This is a genomic window from Sphingobacterium anhuiense, assembly GCF_042686355.1.
Lineage (GTDB): Bacteria > Bacteroidota > Bacteroidia > Sphingobacteriales > Sphingobacteriaceae > Sphingobacterium > Sphingobacterium anhuiense.
In genome coordinates this window covers 1133331-1152548 of record NZ_JBHUPE010000004.1, presented here as the reverse complement: position 1 = coordinate 1152548, position 19218 = coordinate 1133331, and the positions used below count along the sequence as shown (strand labels likewise).

The 19218-nt window shown below is 36.0% G+C and carries 23 protein-coding genes; 18 read left to right on the top strand and 5 right to left on the bottom strand.

From position 1 onward, the window contains the following. The first annotated feature begins 31 nt into the window (after positions 1–31). The 12 genes from ACFS6I_RS10680 (at position 32) to ACFS6I_RS10625 (ending at position 8604) form a co-directional block, all read left to right on the top strand. Positions 32–265 carry a hypothetical protein gene (locus tag ACFS6I_RS10680; protein ID WP_380920334.1) on the top strand — a complete coding sequence of 78 codons (234 nt, stop codon included), beginning with the start codon at positions 32–34 and terminating at the stop codon, positions 263–265. Positions 266–658: 393 nt separating this feature from the next. Continuing rightward, the gene (locus tag ACFS6I_RS10675) at positions 659–1234 is read left to right on the top strand and encodes a hypothetical protein (RefSeq protein ID WP_380920332.1); all 576 of its coding nucleotides are present in this window, start codon (positions 659–661) and stop codon (positions 1232–1234) included. A 206-nt stretch (positions 1235–1440) separates the two neighbouring features. Further along, positions 1441–2259 carry a hypothetical protein gene (locus tag ACFS6I_RS10670; protein WP_449329221.1) on the top strand — a complete coding sequence of 273 codons (819 nt, stop codon included), beginning with the start codon at positions 1441–1443 and terminating at the stop codon, positions 2257–2259. Between the two features lie 6 nt (positions 2260–2265). Next, positions 2266–2724 (top strand): hypothetical protein, encoded by a 459-nt coding sequence (locus ACFS6I_RS10665; RefSeq protein WP_380920330.1) that lies wholly within the window; start codon positions 2266–2268, stop codon positions 2722–2724. 411 nt (positions 2725–3135) lie between these two features. Next, entirely contained in the window at positions 3136–3363 is a 228-nt protein-coding gene (locus ACFS6I_RS10660) for a hypothetical protein (RefSeq protein WP_380920328.1), read from the top strand. Between the two features lie 23 nt (positions 3364–3386). Beyond that, positions 3387–4127 carry an RHS repeat-associated core domain-containing protein gene (locus ACFS6I_RS10655; RefSeq protein ID WP_380920910.1) on the top strand — a complete coding sequence of 247 codons (741 nt, stop codon included), beginning with the start codon at positions 3387–3389 and terminating at the stop codon, positions 4125–4127. 128 nt (positions 4128–4255) lie between these two features. Continuing rightward, entirely contained in the window at positions 4256–4759 is a 504-nt protein-coding gene (locus ACFS6I_RS10650; protein ID WP_380920326.1) for a hypothetical protein, read from the top strand. A gap of 47 nt (positions 4760–4806) precedes the next feature. Next, positions 4807–5715, top strand: a complete 909-nt coding sequence (locus ACFS6I_RS10645; RefSeq protein WP_380920324.1) for a hypothetical protein — start codon at positions 4807–4809, stop codon at positions 5713–5715. 95 nt (positions 5716–5810) lie between these two features. After that, entirely contained in the window at positions 5811–6380 is a 570-nt protein-coding gene (locus ACFS6I_RS10640) for an HNH/ENDO VII family nuclease (RefSeq protein ID WP_380920322.1), read from the top strand. Between the two features lie 88 nt (positions 6381–6468). Beyond that, positions 6469–6855 carry a hypothetical protein gene (locus ACFS6I_RS10635; protein ID WP_380920320.1) on the top strand — a complete coding sequence of 129 codons (387 nt, stop codon included), beginning with the start codon at positions 6469–6471 and terminating at the stop codon, positions 6853–6855. Between the two features lie 730 nt (positions 6856–7585). Continuing rightward, positions 7586–7759 (top strand): hypothetical protein, encoded by a 174-nt coding sequence (locus ACFS6I_RS10630; RefSeq protein ID WP_380920318.1) that lies wholly within the window; start codon positions 7586–7588, stop codon positions 7757–7759. 344 nt (positions 7760–8103) lie between these two features. Beyond that, on the top strand, positions 8104–8604 hold the full coding sequence (locus ACFS6I_RS10625; RefSeq protein ID WP_380920316.1) for a hypothetical protein: 501 nt from the start codon (positions 8104–8106) through the stop codon (positions 8602–8604). A 283-nt stretch (positions 8605–8887) separates the two neighbouring features. Here the strand turns inward: ACFS6I_RS10625 and ACFS6I_RS10620 are convergent, their stop codons facing one another. From ACFS6I_RS10620 to ACFS6I_RS10610, 3 genes are all read right to left on the bottom strand, one after another. Further along, positions 8888–9121: a TIGR04139 family peptide modification target gene (locus ACFS6I_RS10620; RefSeq protein WP_380920314.1), complete on the bottom strand. Its 234-nt coding sequence runs from the start codon at positions 9119–9121 to the stop codon at positions 8888–8890. 364 nt (positions 9122–9485) lie between these two features. Next, on the bottom strand, positions 9486–10514 hold the full coding sequence (locus ACFS6I_RS10615; RefSeq protein ID WP_380920312.1) for a helix-turn-helix transcriptional regulator: 1029 nt from the start codon (positions 10512–10514) through the stop codon (positions 9486–9488). Then, positions 10514–11494, bottom strand: coding sequence for a helix-turn-helix transcriptional regulator (locus ACFS6I_RS10610; RefSeq protein WP_380920310.1), 981 nt, complete (start codon positions 11492–11494; stop codon positions 10514–10516). Before ACFS6I_RS10610 ends, ACFS6I_RS10615 begins: the two co-directional genes overlap by 1 nt. A 401-nt stretch (positions 11495–11895) precedes the next feature. On the opposite strand from ACFS6I_RS10610, the gene ACFS6I_RS10605 reads away from it, so the two are divergent. Continuing rightward, the gene (locus ACFS6I_RS10605; protein ID WP_132767743.1) at positions 11896–12384 is read left to right on the top strand and encodes a hypothetical protein; all 489 of its coding nucleotides are present in this window, start codon (positions 11896–11898) and stop codon (positions 12382–12384) included. Positions 12385–12465: 81 nt separating this feature from the next. Here the strand turns inward: ACFS6I_RS10605 and ACFS6I_RS10600 are convergent, their stop codons facing one another. Beyond that, positions 12466–12690, bottom strand: coding sequence for a DUF1456 family protein (locus tag ACFS6I_RS10600; RefSeq protein WP_232789260.1), 225 nt, complete (start codon positions 12688–12690; stop codon positions 12466–12468). Positions 12691–13022: 332 nt separating this feature from the next. Further along, the gene (locus ACFS6I_RS10595; RefSeq protein WP_380920307.1) at positions 13023–13340 is read right to left on the bottom strand and encodes a hypothetical protein; all 318 of its coding nucleotides are present in this window, start codon (positions 13338–13340) and stop codon (positions 13023–13025) included. Positions 13341–13654: 314 nt separating this feature from the next. Here ACFS6I_RS10595 and ACFS6I_RS10590 point away from each other — a divergent pair, with 314 nt between their 5' ends. The 5 genes from ACFS6I_RS10590 to ACFS6I_RS10570 all read left to right on the top strand — a co-directional run bounded on the left by ACFS6I_RS10590 (position 13655) and on the right by ACFS6I_RS10570 (position 19175). After that, positions 13655–14659, top strand: a complete 1005-nt coding sequence (locus ACFS6I_RS10590) for an NAD(P)H-dependent glycerol-3-phosphate dehydrogenase (RefSeq protein WP_132767747.1) — start codon at positions 13655–13657, stop codon at positions 14657–14659. A gap of 6 nt (positions 14660–14665) precedes the next feature. Continuing rightward, the gene (gene hemF, locus ACFS6I_RS10585) at positions 14666–15565 is read left to right on the top strand and encodes an oxygen-dependent coproporphyrinogen oxidase (RefSeq protein WP_168126402.1); all 900 of its coding nucleotides are present in this window, start codon (positions 14666–14668) and stop codon (positions 15563–15565) included. Between the two features lie 19 nt (positions 15566–15584). Beyond that, entirely contained in the window at positions 15585–16838 is a 1254-nt protein-coding gene (locus ACFS6I_RS10580; RefSeq protein WP_183913610.1) for a M16 family metallopeptidase, read from the top strand. Further along, positions 16828–18132, top strand: coding sequence for a M16 family metallopeptidase (locus tag ACFS6I_RS10575; protein WP_380920304.1), 1305 nt, complete (start codon positions 16828–16830; stop codon positions 18130–18132). Before ACFS6I_RS10580 ends, ACFS6I_RS10575 begins: the two co-directional genes overlap by 11 nt. Positions 18133–18224: 92 nt before the next feature. Continuing rightward, entirely contained in the window at positions 18225–19175 is a 951-nt protein-coding gene (locus ACFS6I_RS10570; protein ID WP_380920302.1) for an exonuclease domain-containing protein, read from the top strand. Positions 19176–19218 lie beyond the last annotated feature (43 nt).

The window sequence follows — 19218 nt, the reverse complement described above, 5'->3', positions numbered from 1 at the left end:
AATAGACAAAATTCAAAATTAACATAGAAATATGAAAAGTATAAATTATTTTCTTGGACTAATTTTATGTCTATTCATACTAGAGGTGTGTGTTTTAGATAGGGACGTACGGCAAAATGTATTGGTAAAAGGGCAAATTTTGGACAGTATTACAGGTAAGGTAATTCCTAACGCACAGATAACTGTGTTTGGTTGGTATAGATTTGGTGAAGAAGAAAATTATGAAAAAGTAGATACCTTTGTTGAATGCAGATGGATCATTTGAAACAAAATTTTCAGAAGCATTTAAAATTGAAATTTGGGCTATTGCGAGAGGGTACCATCCATCGGTGATGTATCAAATGCCGTGACGCTGACTAAAAACGAATATAACGAAATTGGGCAGCTCAAGAAGAACAGTGTGGGTGGGGACAAGAATGGAGCCAACTTCCACTCCGCAGTCGACTATGCCTATAATGAACGTGGCTGGACCAGCAGTGCCAGCTCTGCGCAGTTCAGCTATGCTCTGAAGTATAACGAACCCACACTAGGCAAGTAGTATAACGGGAATATATCCGAACAGCACTGGGCACATAGCAGTCCGACATTATCCAATATTTTCAAATACAGCTACGATGGACTTAACAGGCTGAAGAATGGAACCAGTACAGGAACCATAATGATCGAAGATCTGGCATATGATGATATGGGCAATATCACGGTGTTAAAACGCAATGTAGGCAATACAGCCACACTGACCACGACCAGCTATGCCTATAACAATACAAACAAAAGTAACAGACTTCTAAGTGTCACCGGGGGAGTTAGTGGCACATACACTTACGATCTGAACGGTAATGCCAAGACAGACCGTACCGGTATGAACTTTAACTACAACCATCTAAATCTTCCGGATTCTGCTTGGAACGCTGGATCAACGGTCAAGGTTGCCTATTTATACGATGCACTAGGTACAAAACTTCGCAAATATTCCACTCAGGGTGGAAACAGGGACTATGTTGGCGGTATAGAATATAATGGAAATACGATCGAACTGATCCATACCGGAGCAGGCGTAGCATATCGGAACAGTAACGGAACTTATACTTATCGGTATAACCTCACAGACCATCTGGGCAACGTAAGGTCAACAGTTTACCGTAATCCAGCTAATAATTTGGTAGAGGTTTTACAGAAGGACGATTATTACCCATTTGGAAAACAGCGAATTATTTCAAGCGGTGGAAATAACTGAAAGAGCGTAGCGATGAGCTCATTTGTGCCATTAAAAGACAAATTAATAATGCAAATAATAAGTATCTTTATAATGGTAAAGAATCCCGTAAGGGAACATGAAGGCAATTGAAAAAACAAATTATTACTGAATAAATCCAGGGCGAGCTTGGTGGCCAGTATGATTACGGTGCTAGGTTCTACGATGCTGAAATTGGACGGTGGAACGTGGTGGATCCGCTGGCGGATGCTGCTTATGGTTGGTCTCCGTATCGTTATGGATACAATAATCCTATCAAGTATACCGATCCTTCTGGTATGTTGGAAGACTGGGTAAATACGACAGATGGTGTTTTCTATGATAGTCGAGTTACAGATCAGGCTACAGCTGAAGAGCTCTATGGAAGTGGTGCTACTTATAGAGCTGCAGGATTTAAGTATACATCTTCTAGTGGAAATCAGATTGAATTGGGCGAACATGGTTTTTTTAAGTCGAATGGAGACATCTTTACTTCAGGAGATTTGGGAGAATCTGCTATAATGTCAGATCCTGTGGATCATTCCGGTACTATTATGAAAGCAGGATTACTTCTTTCAGCAGGATTGATCGCAGATGATGTTACAGTAATAGGCTTAGGTGATGATGTCGCTATTCCTGTAGTTTTACTGGCAGCAGGAATCGGTTCTTTAGCAGGGAAAGCCACTTTTGAAATGCAGAAATTAATGAAACGTGATCATGGACCACTAGGAACTCAATATGCATTGACTGCTATCGCTTCTGGTGAGTATCCCGTCTTCACTTCGGGAAAATCGTTGCCAACAACTACGAAGTACTTAAATAGTGGCGATGTTTGGAAATATGGTGAAACTACTTCTAAACAAAGATATGATCGTGTTTATTTAGAATCAATAGGTCCTATGGGTGTCAAAATAGATCCTCAATTTTATGGAAATCAAATGCAGATAAAAATTGCAGAGAAGTCTAAGATATACAACTATTTTATTACCCATGGGCATTTGCCTCCAGGAAATAAGATTTTTAGATAATTATTTATGAAATTTAATTTAAGCTTAATAATGGATGCAGGATCTCAACATAAATTAGATCTTGTTAGCGATCTTCAAAAAAAATTAAAATTTTTTTTTGAAGGAAGGTTTTATGGTTCAGACCTAGAAAGTTATATTATTGGTTTTACAAGTGTTTTAACCCCTCCCGGTTTTGAGCATCTTTTTAAAGCCAAAAAACCTTTGTACGTTCGTGATAAAACAACAAAAAACAGATTTACAGGAGAGATGCAGAGAATGGTTAAATTATTCCTTGATGACATTGTTTTAACTTCTGATGAGTATGAAGGTTTTGTTTCTGGCAACGATTATGATAGTATGGAACTTTTAAAAACTAGAATATTGGAGTCTTTATCAAATTTAGATAAGCTGCCCAAGGCCGTAAAAGATTTTGATAAAGAAAAGTTCAAAATAGATATGAAAGCTATTTTATATGAGTCTGCTTAGATTTGTTTAATAAGCGGTAAGTACTACTTTTGTTTTTTAGATAAAAAAATGAAAGTTTAAATTAAGGCCACAATACCCGGTTTTACATAGGTAGTGTGGTCTTAATTTATCGTAAAGGATCTTTACCGTATCTTTTTTGTTTATTTGTAGTACTTATTGGAACTGTCTATTAAGTCTTAATATTGCAGGACCTGTAAAGCCTATTTGTAAGTACCCTATTTTTCCTACAGCTAGGATTGGACTTTTCAAATTTACGTTACTAATTGATTTATTTGTGTCTAAGATTTTTTGATAATTCCGTTGGTGTGAGATTCCCAAGTCCTTCGTGAGGCTTGTTATATTTTAATTTCTGAAGGAATGAGGCTTTGCTTTATTGCATCAGTATGAATGTGATAATTTACTTTGACTAGTGTGAGATCAACGATTTACCGGAACCCTGCGAATAACAATGGTGTTGAAGTGCTTCAAAAAGACAATTATTACCTATTTGGAAAACAGCGAATTTTTTCAAGCAGTGGAAATAACCGAAAGAGCGTAGCGATGAGCTCATTTGTGCCATTAAAAGACAAATTATTAATGCAAATAATAAGTATCTTCGTATTGGGAAAGAATCCCGTAAGGGAACATGAAGGCAATTGAAAAAACAAATTATTACTGAATAAATTCAGGGAGAGCTTGGAGGTCAGTATGATTATGAGGCAAGGTTCTATGATGCAGAGATAGGCAGGTGGAATGTTATAGATCCTCTGGCGGAGCAGATGAAGAGGCATTCGCCTTATAATTATGGATTTGATAATGAGATCCGGTTTATAGATCCATATGGAATGGTGCTAACAGATATTATGTATTTTAATAGAAAGGGGCAAGAAACAAGTCTGATTAACTCAAAAACTGAATTTAAAACTTATGTGAAAGATTCGGACGGTAATTATCAACTAGTTGCAATGCCTAATGTTATAAAAGGTAAAGGTGGTTCCAATAACAAAGGGGGGGGGGATCAAAAATACGATTACCAAATAGAGGCAAGTACGGCTGTATTCAATATGGATAAAAACGAAGGTTCTCTGTCATTGGTGACGGATGGAGGGAAATTAATACCATCATCGGCTACATCTCAAATACCTGATGTATATCCTACTACGGTAAAAGCTATTGCAATGCAAGAATCTGGTATTGGTACAGGGACGGAGGCGAATGAGAAAAAAGATATTATGCAGGTTAATAATGGTGTCAGTAATTTTGCAGATTATAGTCCCTATAAAGCGAATTATGGGCTTTCAAAAGGAGTTGTACCAGGTTCTATTACATTAATTAATGCGGGTATAAAAGATCTAGCAACCAAAGGCTTTAAGGGTGGAGCCGGCTATAATCCAAAAACTGACCAAATGAGTTTTAAATTTTAAGGATGGGATAAGACTATTAATAATTATAACGGAGGTGGTGCTGCTAAATATGGATAGTATTATCTAAAATCTATAAAAGATATGATCAGGAAACTCTGTAAAACCAACCTCACAAAACTATTAGAATTATGAATAAGCTTTTAATGATGTCTATTTTACTTTGTTTCTCTTGTTATGGGCTCTCTCAAGACAAAGAAGATATTGTATTGTCTGTATTATCCAAAGGTGTTATTGGTAAGCCTTTTAAGTTCAATCTGAGTGACAAAAAGGGTTATATGAATGAAGCTACTATAACTTATTTAGGCGAAATTGATACAAAAACTAAAGAGAAATATTTTGTAGCTACATGGGGTCGTGTATGGGGGCCTAATAACCATACTACAGGTGCTGTTTTGTTATATGATAATAAAAAGAAATACTTTGGGAAGTATGTGTTGGGATCAATAAGTGATCAGCCTATAAAGTTAGACAAGAATGAACTATTCTTTTATAACACAAATAAAAATGACTGTGACCAGTCTTTAGTCACCAAAATTGATTTTTCTGAAGTTCCTAAAAATATCTTCATTAAATGCAATGGTGAATTGGGGGATGTTTATGAACTTAGCTTAGACTCCTTAGAAAAGAAATAGTCATCGGATGTGAGATATTCCTGTGTCAATGCCCAATCCGAGAAAGATTGGGCGTCGTTGTTTTATTTGAGTATCGACTGCATCTTGTTCTTGGCGAGGAATGTATCTTGGAGAGCAAATACGTGATCAATGAGCCTACACTTGGCAAGCAGTATAACGGGAATATATCCGAGCAGCACTGGGCACATAGCAGTCCGGCGCTTTCCAATATTTTCAAATACAGCTACGATGGACTTAACAGGCTGAAGAACGGTACCAGTACAGGAACCGTAATGATCGAAGATCTGGCATACGATGATATGGGCAATATCACGGTGTTAAAACGCAATGTAGGCAATACGGCCACACTGACCACGACCAGCTATGCCTATAACAATGCCAACAAAAGTAACAGACTTCTAAGTGTCACCGGGGGAGTTAGTGGCACATACACTTACGATCTGAACGGTAATGCCAAGACAGACCGTACCGGTATGAACTTTAACTACAACCATCTCAATCTTCTGGATTCTGCTTGGAACGCTGGATCAACGGTCAAGGTCGGTTATTTATACGATGCACTCGGTACAAAACTTCGCAAATATTCCACCCAGGGTGGAAATAGAGATTATGTCGGCGGTATTGAGTACAATGGCTCAGTAATCGAATTGATTCATACAGGAGCGGGAGTGGCTTACCGAAACAGTAACGGAACTTATACTTACCGCTACAACCTCACCGATCATCTTGGTAATGTTCGATCAACAGTCTACCGGAATCCAGCGAATAATTTGGTAGAGGTTTTACAGAAGGATGATTATTACCCGTTCGGCAAGCAGCGTATTGTTGCGGCGGGAAATAACCGAAAGAGCGTAGCGATGAGCTCATTTGTGCCATTAAAAGACAAATTATTAATGCAAATAATAAGTATCTTTATAATGGTAAAGAATCCCGTAAGGGAACATGAAGGCAATTGAAAAAACAAATTATTACTGAATAAATCCAGGGCGAGCTTGGAGGTCAGTACGATTACGGGGCTCGTTTCTATGATGCTGAGATCGGTCGATGGAATGTGGTAGATAAACTTGCAGATCATCCGAATCAAATTGATAAAAGTCCATATGCATATGGCTGGAATAATCCAACAAATCTTATAGATCCTGACGGAAACTGTCCTATTTGTCCATTCCTACCTTTTATTGGAGCAATGACTGAACGTCAAGTCATCACTACTGGGATTTTTTTGGTAGCAGCTGTTGGAGTGGTATCTAATGCAAATAAGTATCCTCAATTGGGATATTCTGTGAGACAGGATGGTACACGGAGCAATGTTCAGTTGAATCCGATGATGCTTAATTCGAATAAAAAGACGGATAATAGTGGTGATTCGAATAAATCTAAAGAGGATAAAAAAGATTACTTGAATGGAGGAAATAAAATTGCTGATGACAAAATAAAAAGTCCACCTTCCAAAAGAGGTAATGCTCCAGTAGGAGATGATTCAAAGCCAGTAGAATTAAATCATAGAGATCAAACTCCAGACGGGCCTCTTGATGAAATGACTAGACAGGACCATAGAGGGGGTGAGAATTATAAGAAAAACCATTCAAATACAGGAAGTGAACCATCAAAAATTGATTGAAAAGAATTTAGAAAGCAGAGAGAAGGTCATTGGAAACAGCAGTGGGATACTGGACGATGGGATAATTGGATTAAATAATTAATAAAATATGAGTTATTTTAAGGAATTTTTGCATGATTTAAAACCCGAGTATTCGGTTATGATAGAAGATGATGATAAGGTGTGTTATGCTTATCTGTTAATTGACAATGAAATTGTTGGGGATGTATGGTTATATAATACAATGAAAAGCCCGGTTGAAGCAGAATGGCACAGTCCCGATAATTTACCATTTTTAAACCCTATTGAATTTATAAAAGAGAATATCGAACCATTTGATGATGAAACGAATATAAATATCAATTGGAACTCGGAAAATAAAGTGGTTGCACAGATTTATATTTCAAATAGATTGATCGCTAGGCTATCGGAAGGTGATTTCCCAGGCGGTTCAAGCTTAGTCATTAAAGATGGGCCCCTTGCAAAAGTAATATAGAGTTTAAAGAATTAAAAAGCCCAATCTTTCATCAGATTGGGCTTTTTATTATCTACATAGATGCAATGCTTTTCAGCTATGCGGCTTTAATAAATGCATCGATGGTAGCGAACATATTCGGAAATATTCTACCCAGGGTGGAAATAGAGACTATGTAGGCGGTATAGAATATAATGGAAATACGATCGAACTGATCCATACAGGAGCTGGTGTAGCTTACCGTAATAGTAACGGAACTTATACTTATCGGTATAACCTCACAGACCATCTCGGCAATGTAAGGTCAACAGTTTACCGTAATCCATCAAACAATAATGCAGTTGAAGTCTTACAGAAAGACGATTATTACCCATTTGGAAAACAGCGTATTGTTGCTGCGGGAAATAATAAGTATCTTTATAATGGCAAAGAATCCCGTAAGGGAACATGAAGGCAATTGAAAAAACAAATTATTACTGAATAAATCCAGGGCGAGCTTGGAGGACAATATGATTATTCACGTTATTTGGTTTATTATTTATAGGAGTTCATGAGCTCCCTACGGTCGGCTACGGGGCTAGATTTTATGATCCGGAGATCGGAACGTGGTTGATCCAAAGGCTAAAAAATACAAAGATGGTTTTCTTACAATTATGTTCTTAATAATCCGATTATAAATGTTGATCCGAAAGGAGATACAGTACGAGTTACAATTACATCGAATGAGATAGGTAATGATTATATTAGGATAGTGGCTTCAGAATCCTTTGGGCTTGATTATAATCAAGAAACCAATTTATATCAAATGATAATTGCTGATGATGTTTCATTTACCGTTTCTGAATATTCGGTAACTCGCGATTCACCAAAAGCTGCTCAAGATCCAGAGGGAACTTTTGCTGGTAATGATAAAAATGCCTATTGAGTCGAAAATTTGGCATTTGAACCAAAAAATAGTGTCGGCGAATACCAAGGACTAATGAGGACGGATGGTAAAGCTGGGGGACGCCTTGAACTATGAGATCGAAATAATAAAAATAATTATAAGGTAGATGGTAGACGTAATATCCAAGTCCATGTTGGCGGGACATATACAAATTCGGAAGGGCGACGTGGAGTTGTAGAGCCTCTTGGATGCTGTATTTTGTCTGGCGCCAATAAAGGGAATAAAGGTAGGGATCGATTTGTTTCTGATATCACTGAAAGAGTAAAAAATAATTCTGAAGCGAATAAAAGTAATATTATATCTTATTAGATATATTAAACGAGATGAAAAGCCTGATTTTAATAAGTAGTTTTTTGGTTTTACTTTGGCAAAATCAAAAAGAAGTGTATTTACTAAAAGATGCAGATGGGCAAATCGGCATTGAGTATAATAAAATTGATAAAGATGTTAATATAATAATAAGCGACAGGCTAATAAGAGATAATTTAGATAAGAAAGCAATTAAAATGTATCTAGCATCGTTTTTTATTCCAGATAAAGGTGATATTCAACGGGATTTTAAGAAACTATTTAACATATCAATGTCTGACTTTGCAAAAAATCAGCGACAAGAGATTTGTAGAGTAATTTATTATTTAGAACATGAAGATCATGGGAATCTACCTCTAATATATAATCATGAGGCTTATAAATTGCTTGATATTAAAGAGTTAAAGCCCGATATTGAGGAGGTGAAAATGAAGCTGGAAAATTCTGGAATGCTTTTGATTGATATTGATGCAGATGTGAAGACTAAAGATTTGAAATCTATTAAACTAAAGTAGAATGTGTAATTGCTTTTTTTGAAGATTAATATTGTTTTATTAAAAAATAGAATATGACAAAATTTCTTTTTAATACTCGCATTCATATCTGTCGGATACTGAGCTAAAAAACAAAAATTTAAAATACTACTCCTACCAGAACTATAAAAAATCATCAAACAATCAAATATGTAATTCTTAGTCAGAATACATATTTGATTGTTTTTCAAAGAAGAGATGCTCTTCTTGATTCTATTTGATTTTTTTTAGAATAGAATATTGAGATAATATATCCCTCAGTTTATTACCACGTATTAGCTTCTGAACAATCTGAAGAGTTATCCCAAATTCTGCCAGCAAATGCTCCATATTGATCATAAGTATCAATATCTTGTTGACCTTGTGCATTCAGGAAGTTCGAATAAACGACTGAAGCGCCAATAGAACGACGGCCCCCTTGTAGCATTTCCAAATCTTTTTCATCTAACTTATTGTTTTCTAGTGAAGAGAAGCTCTTCATTCCACTTAACTTTTTCATAATTAAATTTTAAGATTTTATTAGCGTTTACCTTACCCTGACCTAAGAGCTTTTGTTGCAATTGCTAATTATTAAATCTAAAATTCGTTATATACAGCAGGTGAAGCAAGCGAATACTGATATTCGATGGTTTTAAATCTATAACTGTGGTTTATTTATAGATATTCGTTATAGAAGCTATATTTTCGATAATTACTATTGGATTAGTGGTTGGTTTTCGGTATCCATGGTCTACCAACGGTCTTCTTGTGATTTTTTTTATCAAGGAAATGCTAAAGGAGAATTTGAAGGACTCTTTAAATCAGTCTCTTGGCGAAAAAGTAATTCCCCATGGGCAGAGTACTGCCACATACCATCAACTACATTACGCTGTCGCTTCCTTGCGATTACTCGAGGAAACAAAATCCTCATTTGGAAGTACACCATATCTTTTTTTATAAATAGCCGAGAAATAGTCAGATTTTGAATAGCCCAGAGCATAAGCGACTTCATATATGGTATTGAACTGACCACTTCTTACCATTTCTTTTGCTAATAACAACTTTTCAGATAGAAAGAAGCTATTCGGATTGCATTTATATATTTTTTTGAATAATCGGGTATATTTAGTCACAGACATACAGGCTATTTCGGCTAGCTTTTCAGTACCTGGAAATTTTTCAAGCAACTGTTCCATAAGGTAAATCTGACTATTCACAACTTGTTGTACATCAAATTCAGATAGCTTACCTACTACAAATTTCTGTTGACTTAACCTTTCAATAAGACTTCCAAAAGCCTGTAAGGCGGCACCTTTGAGAAATAGTTCGTAAGAACTGTCTTCGTATTGACGATCTTTCAGTTTTAGAAGTAAAACCCGGGTACGGCTATCAATGTGACTGTAGAAATATATGGTATTCTTTTTGGCATACGTCTTCTCAACAATAGATTCTGGGACAATGTTGCCCAGATGTTTATGAAGAAGCTGTTTTGAAATCAATAACCGAAAGGAATACATTCGTTCTGAAATGGGGGGAATATAAGTACTGCTCAGACCTGCGTCAACAAGTCCCATTCCTAATTTTGAATGATAGCCAACTTTATTCTTCGTGTCATTGACTTTGTGAATGCTGATTTGGTCACTGATATCATAGTATGCAATACAGAAATCACCGGATGAAGCAACTTTAGTAAAGGATATGCTTTGATGAAAGGTGAGGTCTACAACAAGAACTGTCAAGCCAGGAATGACCTCCATAAGATAAGAGCCACCGCTCGCTAAATTTTCAGGAAAAACCAATTGCCGCTGATTAAGATATTTTGCTCCAAGTTTTTCGATAAAATCTTGCCTCCAGTCTGTATCCATGGTTACCGTATGGGAAAATTGAATACTGTTTTTTGAAGATGTCTCCATTATAATTGTGTTAAATAGTCTTTTGGCAAAACGCCAAAGTAACTTTTAAAGAGATGCGTTAAATTGGATGCCGTTGGGAACTGCAGTTTGTCTGCAATTTCTCCAATGTTATAGTTCCCGCTTACTAATAGATCACGTGCCAATTCCAGCTTATTATGAAGGTAAAATTCATAAGGAGTAAGACCTGTGATCTTTTTATACAATTTTTTAAATTTTGTTTCGGACATAAAAGCCTGTTCAGCAATTGTTTTGATTCCTGGGAAAGAATCTTTAAGCTTACTGATCAGAAATTCCTGAGAGGAAATGATAGCAGTAAAATCAGTGTCGTGAAGTTTACTGACAACAAGATCTTTTTTGATCAGTTCATCAAGATATTCGCCTAATAAGTTAAAGACCGTTGCACTTAAAAACAAATCAAAGGTTAGTGGCTCAATATTGCTATTTCGAAATTCATTAATATATTGTAAACTATTATTGCTCATGATATTATAGTGAAAGATCGTGTTTTGATTCTGATCAAAGACCCGATTGATCAGTTTTTTTAAATGTCCAGAACCAATTAAATATTCTTTGAGAAGTGTTTTACGGAGGAAAATGCAAAAGTTGTATGTCTTGGTTCCAGCTTTAACACGGTAGTCGAGGTTTACACTGCTCTCAACAATGGCAAGATTGTAGTTCCATCTTCCCATTGCTAGTGCGTCATTATTTGTGATGTGAGAAGAGTCCCCTTCAGTGAGATTAAAATAGATGCCAATAAAATCTGAATTTGTATTGCGGAGCTTAAAGTGGATATCTTGGTGGTAGAGGACATCTGCAAACATAACCGTGATGTCAGGATTTACAGATAGCACATAGCGGGTTCCGGTATGGACGGTATCCGGAATTAGCATATGGTTACCGCTAATGTATCCACCTAAAGCTTTTGCCATTGGCTCTACCCAGTCAGTTTCTATACCAAACTCATGAATGATTTCTTTCATATGTAAATAATGACTGTTTTATGTGACTAAATATTTTATAACAGCTGTTTCCAATGGACTAGAATTTTGTTAGGTTGTTCTGTTTTTACTCAGGTTAAAAACCTTGATTTATAACGTATGAAAATTGGTACATGATACACTATACTTCTTGAAATATTGCTTTATAATGAAATACTAACCTATAGTTCTGATTATTAGTGCAATTATTTGACCATTATTTAAATAGTTGCAGTAAAAAAGTGTGGTAAAAGACTAAATTTTTATATACGTTTTTGGACAGAATCATAAATTAAGTGAAAATTGGTCTTCAGTTGATATTTTATAACGGTATGCTGGTATTGCTTCTTGGGAGTTGCATGTAATTTTGTCTTAAATAAAATTAATACATAAATATAAAGAATATGAAAACAAGAAAGATGCTCGGTCAATTATTATTAGTCTTAACAATAGCAATAGGAATTACAGCTTGTAGTAAAAATGATGCTGACGAATTGACTCCTCCCACAAATGCAATCACATCTGTAAGATTAGTATTTACAGATAGTACAGTCCATGAAAAATCAGCTGGATCAAAGGTAGATCTTACAAAAGTTGCTTCGGTAAAAATAAAATATGCAGTTACTGAAGGAGAAATAGGTATAAATGTAATAAGGGAAGCAACGCTGATGGTAAAAGGCGATAGTTCAAAAGTAAGTACTTTTGATCTTAAGACATTAACTTTTAAAGGAGGAAGTAAACTTACAATTTATGGTGCAACGTTATACGATAACAAAGATAAAGTAGTAGGTGGATGGTCAAAAGCGGACAATGATGCCTTTGAAGTAACGAGCCCCGAAGGTGTAGTGGTTATGGAGCGTATTTATGGAACTGTAGGTTTAGAGCGATTATAATCGTTGAGCTTATACTAAAATAGTGTCGGAAGGTGATGCTTTCGACACTATTTTGCTTTTATTTATACGTTAAAGATTATATTATGCCTTCTGATCATTATTTTTAGTTCGAGGACCACGGTTATAGATAATTAATCCATTTAAGAAGTTCCGAAGTAACTGGTCTCCGCAAGGTTTGAAATTTGGATGATCTTCTTTACGGAATATGGCACTTAATTCCGTTTTTGTTGCCCTAAAATCGACTAACGCTAATACATTAATAATGTCGTCGTCCGTGAATTTTAAAGCTACTCGAAGCTTTTTCATGATATCATTATTGCTCATCTTATAAATATGTTACCTTAAAATTTTCTATATTTTGTTATTCTTGCCCAAGCCAAAACGCTGTTAGCACTGAATATTCCTGTCAAACTTAGATATATTTGTCTTATTATACAATTATAATTACACCTTATATTAAACATAAATATCGGTTCTTTACGACCAATAATAATTATTTCTTGTGCGAGATCTATAATATGTAAGTGTATATGGATGGATTCAGCAACATTCAAGAGTAAATCATAATCAATACTACTTTAACTATAATTGCCTTGAAGTGTAAGGCAGACCTTAATTTAAATATTATTCACAGTATTTTAGTTATCCTTAGACTTTACAAATAAAAGATATGCAAGTCGTTGTTGTGTAAAATCAGCATTAGGATAAATATCGCGTATAATCTTTTTACAATCTTCAGCACTGCAGCCGGTGTCTAACCTGGCTATATATTCAGTGATATCTTCTATATTGATGTAGGTGATTGCCACAAGAGTGGCGCAACTTTTACTTTCTTCATTTAATGTAATCTCAAATACTTGCCCAGTCTTATACCGTTCATTGGGCATCCGCAATGTTGTAAATGCCTCACAGTCCAATTTATTATTCCAGTTTTGCGAAAAGTTAATGTGTTCCATTTTGGTATTAGCGAGTAGTTATAGTGATATGACTATTTGTGTAGTCCGTCTTTCAGTACAAATATAGGTACATGCGGGTGTGCTTTAAAATTTGGTGATTTATTCTTTTAATAATATTTAGCTATCACATTACGATTTAGATGAATATTTATATAAGCCATCATGATCGCCAAATGACATGTCTAGGTGAGTCTGTTTGAATTTCGTCAAAAATAACCTATTTTAAGGCATAATATACCAAGTTAGGATCCAGGTGAATGTTAATTATTATATAATTAAGTATATTTGCTCAAACTGTCTAGTAACAAAATTTAATGCAAAAAAATAGAGTAGGGCTTATTGGTAGTGGTAGTTGGGCTACAGCAATGATTAAAATGCTGGGTGACAACGTCGTTGAAAAGGATATACATTGGTGGGTCCGTAAACAAGAAGATGTTGACTATATCAAAAAGCATAAAAAAAATCCAAGTTATTTAAGTGCTGTTGAAGTAAAGCTGGATACAGATCATATTTCAACAAATGCTAGAGAAGTAATTCAGGTATCAAATATTATTATTTTGAATACACCTGCCGCTTACTTGAAAGCAGCCTTAAAGGATGTGACAAAAGCAGATCTGGAAGGAAAAATTATTGTTTCTGCCATAAAAGGTATCGTACCTGATGAAAATCTGATCATTGGTGATTATTTACAGGAGGTATACGATGTCTCTTTGGAGAATATTTTAGTTGTCGGTGGACCATGTCATGCTGAAGAAGTCTCTTTGGAGAAACTATCTTATTTGACTTTTGGCTCCAAATCTGAAGAAAATGCGAAGTTAGTGGCATCGTTACTGGAATGCCGTTATATAAAAACGATTATTTCGGACGATGTGTATGGGATTGAGTATGGTGCTGTATTGAAAAACATTTATGCATTGGCCGGAGGAATATGTCATTCGTTAGGCTACGGCGATAATTTTCAGGCGGTTTTAATCTCAAATGCAATCCGCGAGATGGAAACGTATGTCGAGACCATTGATCCTAATCCGCTCCGCGATATTAATAAATCAGCTTATTTAGGCGATCTTTTAGTAACAGCATATTCGCAGTTCAGTAGAAACAGAACTTTTGGAGCGATGATCGGAAAAGGCTATAGTGTACAGTCTGCACAGCTTGAGATGAATATGGTAGCAGAAGGTTATTATGCTTCTGCCTGTATACAGCATTATATGCGTAAGCATCAGATTGCCTTACCTATCTGTGAAGCCGTTTACCAAATCTTATACCAGCATAAATCTGCTGCAACAATCATAAGCCAACTGGCTGAAAAACTAAGTTAATTCAAGATGATCGATAGATTAAAAATCGCTGAAACTTATAAAACAATTCAGGACGAGATATGTCAAGCACTTGAAAAGCTTGATGGTACCGCAAAATTTGAAGAAGAAATTTGGGAACGTGATGGTGGCGGCGGTGGCCGTACGAGAATAATGCAGCATGGTAATATCATCGAAAAAGGGGGAGTCAATTTCTCTGCTGTACATGGCAAATTGCCGGAAATGATCAAGAAATCATTTGGTGTCGATGAAGATGAATTTTTCGCTACAGGAGTATCGATTGTTATTCATCCAAACAATCCATTCGTTCCTATCATCCACATGAACATCCGTTATTTCGAATTGAATGATGAAATCCGTTGGTTCGGCGGAGGCATTGATCTTACACCACATTATGTTATTGAAGAGGATGCACAATTTTTTCATCAACAGTTGAAAAACGTGTGCGATATCCATCACCAAGATTTCTACAAAGATTTCAAAAAATGGGCCGATGACTACTTCTATGTACGCCATCGTGAAGAAACGCGCGGGATAGGTGGGGTTTTCTATGATAAACTAACACCTGAAAAAACAGGTCTGTCATTTGAGGAAATTTTTCAGTTCTCATGTGACCTTGGACGTACATTTGCACCAACTTATACCGAGCTGGTAAACAAAAATCGCCATAAAGACTATACAGAACACCATAAAAACTGGCAATACCTCCGTAGAGGAAGATATGTTGAATTTAATCTTGTTTGGGATTCAGGAACGAAATTTGGTCTTGAAACCAATGGACGTATCGAATCCATTTTAATGAGTTTACCGCCACAGGCAAATTGGGCCTATGACTTTCAACCAGAAGAAGGCTCGGAAGAAGCTAAAACACTTTCCCTTTTGAGAAAGGATATCAATTGGATACAATAAATTAATTTAAATAACCTGAATGGTTTCTTATCAGAAATTTGAACTAGAAAATGGTCTTCGCGTACTCGTTCATGAAGACAATAATACAGCAATGGCCTGTGTCAATATACTATATGATGTAGGTGCGCGAGATGAATCTCCAGACCAAACGGGATTTGCACATTTATTTGAACACTTGATGTTTGGTGGATCAGTCAATATTCCAGACTACGATACACCTTTGCAACGCGTAGGCGGTGAAAACAATGCTTTTACCAGTAACGATATTACCAATTACTACATCACGCTACCTTCTTCAAATCTAGAAACGGCATTGTGGCTGGAATCAGACCGTATGCTGAGCCTTTCCTTCTCTGAACAAAGCTTGGAAACACAAAGAAGTGTTGTATGTGAGGAGTTTAAGCAGCGTTACCTCAATCAACCCTACGGTGATGTATGGTTGAAATTAAGACCCTTAGCTTACCAAGTACATCCATATCGCTGGGCAACTATCGGGAAAGAACTTAAACATATTGAAGATGCAAAAATGGAAGATGTAAAAGCATTTTTCAAGAAGCATTATACACCACAGAATGCCATTATGGTTATTGCAGGTGATGTTAAGTTTGAGGAGATCAAAACACTGGTAGAAAAATGGTTCGCAGATATTCCTGCAGGAAATAAATACATAAGAAATTTACCTCAAGAGCCTAAACAAATAGCAGAGCGTAGGGAAGTGGTAGAAGCTGATGTACCACTTGATAGTTTGTTTATATCTTTTCATGCACCTGCACGTATGGATGAAAACTACCATGCAATGGACTTAATATCTGATCTACTCTCTCGAGGATCATCTTCTCGTCTATACCGTCGTTTGGTTAAAGAACAGGAACTATTTAGTGAGATCAATGCCTATGTGATGGGAAGTATCGACCCCAATTTATTCTTAATTGAGGGAAAACCATCAGACGGCATTAGTCTGGAACAAGCAGAGGAAGCCATCTGGAAAGAACTGGATATCTTAAAATCTACACCTGTTCCGGCAGAAGAGCTTGAAAAAGTGAAGAATAAGATTGAGTCTACACATGTATTTGCCGAATTGTCGATCTTGGATAAAGCCATGAATCTAGCATATTATGAGCTACTTGGTGACGCCAATGAATTAAACAATGAAACAGCCAAATATTTGGCCGTTCAATCGGAGCATATACAGCAACAGGCAAACGAAATATTTAGAAAAGAAAACGCATCTATATTGTATTATAAATCAAAGGAGGTGGCAAATGCTGAATAGAGCAGTAGCACCTGAAGCCAAACCGATTGGTGATATTCATTTAAAAAGCCCAAAAGTACTTGCTTTCAACAATGGAATTCCTGTTTATGTCTTTCATTCGCCTGATCAAGAATTGGTACGCATTGAGTGGATTTTTAATAATGTCTTCAATGAAGATGAAAATCCGCTCCTAAATAGTGCCCTAAGCGCTTTGTTGAAGGAAGGAACAAAAAACTATAACAGCGCTGAGATTGCGGATAAAGTCGACTTCTATGGGGCTTTTCTAATGCCAGAATACGGATTTGATATCACTTCGCTGACATTGTACACATTAAATAAACATAGTAATGTGCTATTGCCTTTAATCAAGGAGATTTTAACAGAATCAGTTTTACCGCAGAAGGAACTGGATACCTATCTCAGAAACAATAAGCAAAAGCTTCAGGTTTCTCTTCAGAAAAACGATTATTTAGCGAGAAGAACCTATTATAATCATGTTTTCGGTTCGGGAAACCGTTATGGAAAAACACCTTCTTTAGAAGAATATGATTTGATTTCCAGAGATGCTTTAATCGATTTATACCATAAGCAATTTACCCCATCTAATTGTCGTTTAATTATTTCTGGCAATGTATCTGAATCTTTGCTTCAAGAGCTTAGCCTATATTTTGGCGATCAATGGCTGGCTACAGATGATGTACGATTAACCGAACCGAATTTAACTGCAGATACAGGACAATTGATTTATGACGAAAGAGCAGAGGCGTTGCAATCTGCTATACGTATCGGTATGCCGAACATCAATCGTAACCATGTGGATTATCCCGCTTTGCAATTTGTCAATACATTACTGGGCGGTTTTTTCGGGTCAAGGCTCATGCGCAACATTCGAGAAGAAAAGGGCTATACTTACAGTATAGGTTCAGCTGTGGGGTCTTTAAAATATGGCGGTTTTCTGACGATTGCAACAGAGGTTGGTGTAGATGTGACCGATGCGACATTGACGGAAATCGAAAAAGAAATTGAAATTTTAAGAACAGAATTAGCGACTATAGAGGAATTGGACTTAGTGAAAAATTACCTCTCAGGATCTATGCTGGGTTCTTTAGAGAGTATTTTTTCACATGCTGATAAGTTTAAAAATGTATTGCTTTCTAACATGGATTTGACTTACTATGACCATTATATGAATGAAATCAATGCGATGACTCCTGAGAAAGTAAAGGAAATCGCTATTCAGTATTTTGACTATAGTAAGATGATTAAAATTGTGGTGGGAAAAATGAAAACACTAGAATTAGTCTCTGAATTGTAATTATAGGCTGACAATAAATAATAAATCATTCATACTTTGTATTTTTGTTGTATACAATGATGTATGGAACAATTTAATAAATAAAATTCGTAATGGAATTGAAACTCAAGAAACCTTTAGCATTCTTTGATTTAGAGACTACAGGAATCAATATCTCAGCAGATAGAATTGTTGAAATATCAATATTAAAGGTGTTGCCTAATGCTGAGGAGCAAGTATATACGAAGCGGATTAATCCGCTTATGCCTATTCCTGCAGAATCATCCATGTTCCATGGTATCTATGACGAAGATATTATAGACGCGCCAACATTTCAAGCGATTAGTCAAGAAGTAGCAGATTTTATTGGTGACGCAGATTTAGCGGGTTATAACTCCAATAAATTTGATATTCCGATGCTTATGGAAGAATTCCTACGTTCAGGAGCTGATTTTTCGTTAGAAAATCGTGTTTTCGTTGATGTACAGAATATTTTTCATCAAATGGAACAACGTACTTTGAAAGCCGCTTATAAATTTTATTGCAACGAAAGCCTGGAGAATGCACATAGTGCAGAGGCAGACGTAAGAGCTACATATGAAGTTTTGAAAGCACAGTTAACCAAGTATGAAGGTGCTGTATATGAAGATAAGCATGGTAAACAATCTGTTCCTGTCGTAAATGACGTTGAAGCATTGTCAGATTTTACAAATATGACTAAACCTGTGGATTTTGCAGGACGTATTGTGTACAATGAAGATGGAGTAGAGGTCATCAATTTTGGTAAACATAAAGGACGTCCGGTTACAGAAGTTTTTGATGTAGAACCAAGTTACTATGCGTGGATGCAAAATGGCGACTTCCCACTTTATACTAAGAAATGTTTAGAAATAATCTGGAACCGTCATCGCTCAGCTAAAAAAGCAGCAAAATCAACAGAACCCATTCACGCGGCTGAAGATAAGAAGCAAGCTAAAAAAGAATTTCAAAAGCAAGAAAATAAAAGCCAAGCAACAGAGATCACAAATGATATGTTAGCAAGTCTAAAAAATAAATTTGGTTAGGTCATATTGCTCGTTAATTAGAAAACAATATTTTATAAAATAA

What these genes read in the sequence shown, in the direction of transcription:
- ACFS6I_RS10570 (WP_380920302.1), top strand. Translation starts at nt 18,225, where the DNA reads ATGGAATTGAAACTCAAGAAACCTTTAGCATTCTTTGATTTAGAGACT.
- ACFS6I_RS10590 (WP_132767747.1), top strand. Translation starts at nt 13,655, where the DNA reads ATGCAAAAAAATAGAGTAGGGCTTATTGGTAGTGGTAGTTGGGCTACA.
- ACFS6I_RS10600 (WP_232789260.1), bottom strand. Translation starts at nt 12,690, where the DNA reads ATGAAAAAGCTTCGAGTAGCTTTAAAATTCACGGACGACGACATTATT.
- ACFS6I_RS10675 (WP_380920332.1), top strand. Translation starts at nt 659, where the DNA reads ATGATCGAAGATCTGGCATATGATGATATGGGCAATATCACGGTGTTA.
- ACFS6I_RS10580 (WP_183913610.1), top strand. Translation starts at nt 15,585, where the DNA reads ATGGTTTCTTATCAGAAATTTGAACTAGAAAATGGTCTTCGCGTACTC.
- ACFS6I_RS10610 (WP_380920310.1), bottom strand. Translation starts at nt 11,494, where the DNA reads ATGAAAGAAATCATTCATGAGTTTGGTATAGAAACTGACTGGGTAGAG.
- ACFS6I_RS10680 (WP_380920334.1), top strand. Translation starts at nt 32, where the DNA reads ATGAAAAGTATAAATTATTTTCTTGGACTAATTTTATGTCTATTCATA.
- ACFS6I_RS10605 (WP_132767743.1), top strand. Translation starts at nt 11,896, where the DNA reads ATGAAAACAAGAAAGATGCTCGGTCAATTATTATTAGTCTTAACAATA.
- ACFS6I_RS10595 (WP_380920307.1), bottom strand. Translation starts at nt 13,340, where the DNA reads ATGGAACACATTAACTTTTCGCAAAACTGGAATAATAAATTGGACTGT.
- ACFS6I_RS10620 (WP_380920314.1), bottom strand. Translation starts at nt 9,121, where the DNA reads ATGAAAAAGTTAAGTGGAATGAAGAGCTTCTCTTCACTAGAAAACAAT.
- ACFS6I_RS10665 (WP_380920330.1), top strand. Translation starts at nt 2,266, where the DNA reads ATGAAATTTAATTTAAGCTTAATAATGGATGCAGGATCTCAACATAAA.
- ACFS6I_RS10615 (WP_380920312.1), bottom strand. Translation starts at nt 10,514, where the DNA reads ATGGAGACATCTTCAAAAAACAGTATTCAATTTTCCCATACGGTAACC.
- ACFS6I_RS10625 (WP_380920316.1), top strand. Translation starts at nt 8,104, where the DNA reads ATGAAAAGCCTGATTTTAATAAGTAGTTTTTTGGTTTTACTTTGGCAA.
- hemF (WP_168126402.1), top strand. Translation starts at nt 14,666, where the DNA reads ATGATCGATAGATTAAAAATCGCTGAAACTTATAAAACAATTCAGGAC.
- ACFS6I_RS10650 (WP_380920326.1), top strand. Translation starts at nt 4,256, where the DNA reads ATGAATAAGCTTTTAATGATGTCTATTTTACTTTGTTTCTCTTGTTAT.
- ACFS6I_RS10635 (WP_380920320.1), top strand. Translation starts at nt 6,469, where the DNA reads ATGAGTTATTTTAAGGAATTTTTGCATGATTTAAAACCCGAGTATTCG.
- ACFS6I_RS10575 (WP_380920304.1), top strand. Translation starts at nt 16,828, where the DNA reads ATGCTGAATAGAGCAGTAGCACCTGAAGCCAAACCGATTGGTGATATT.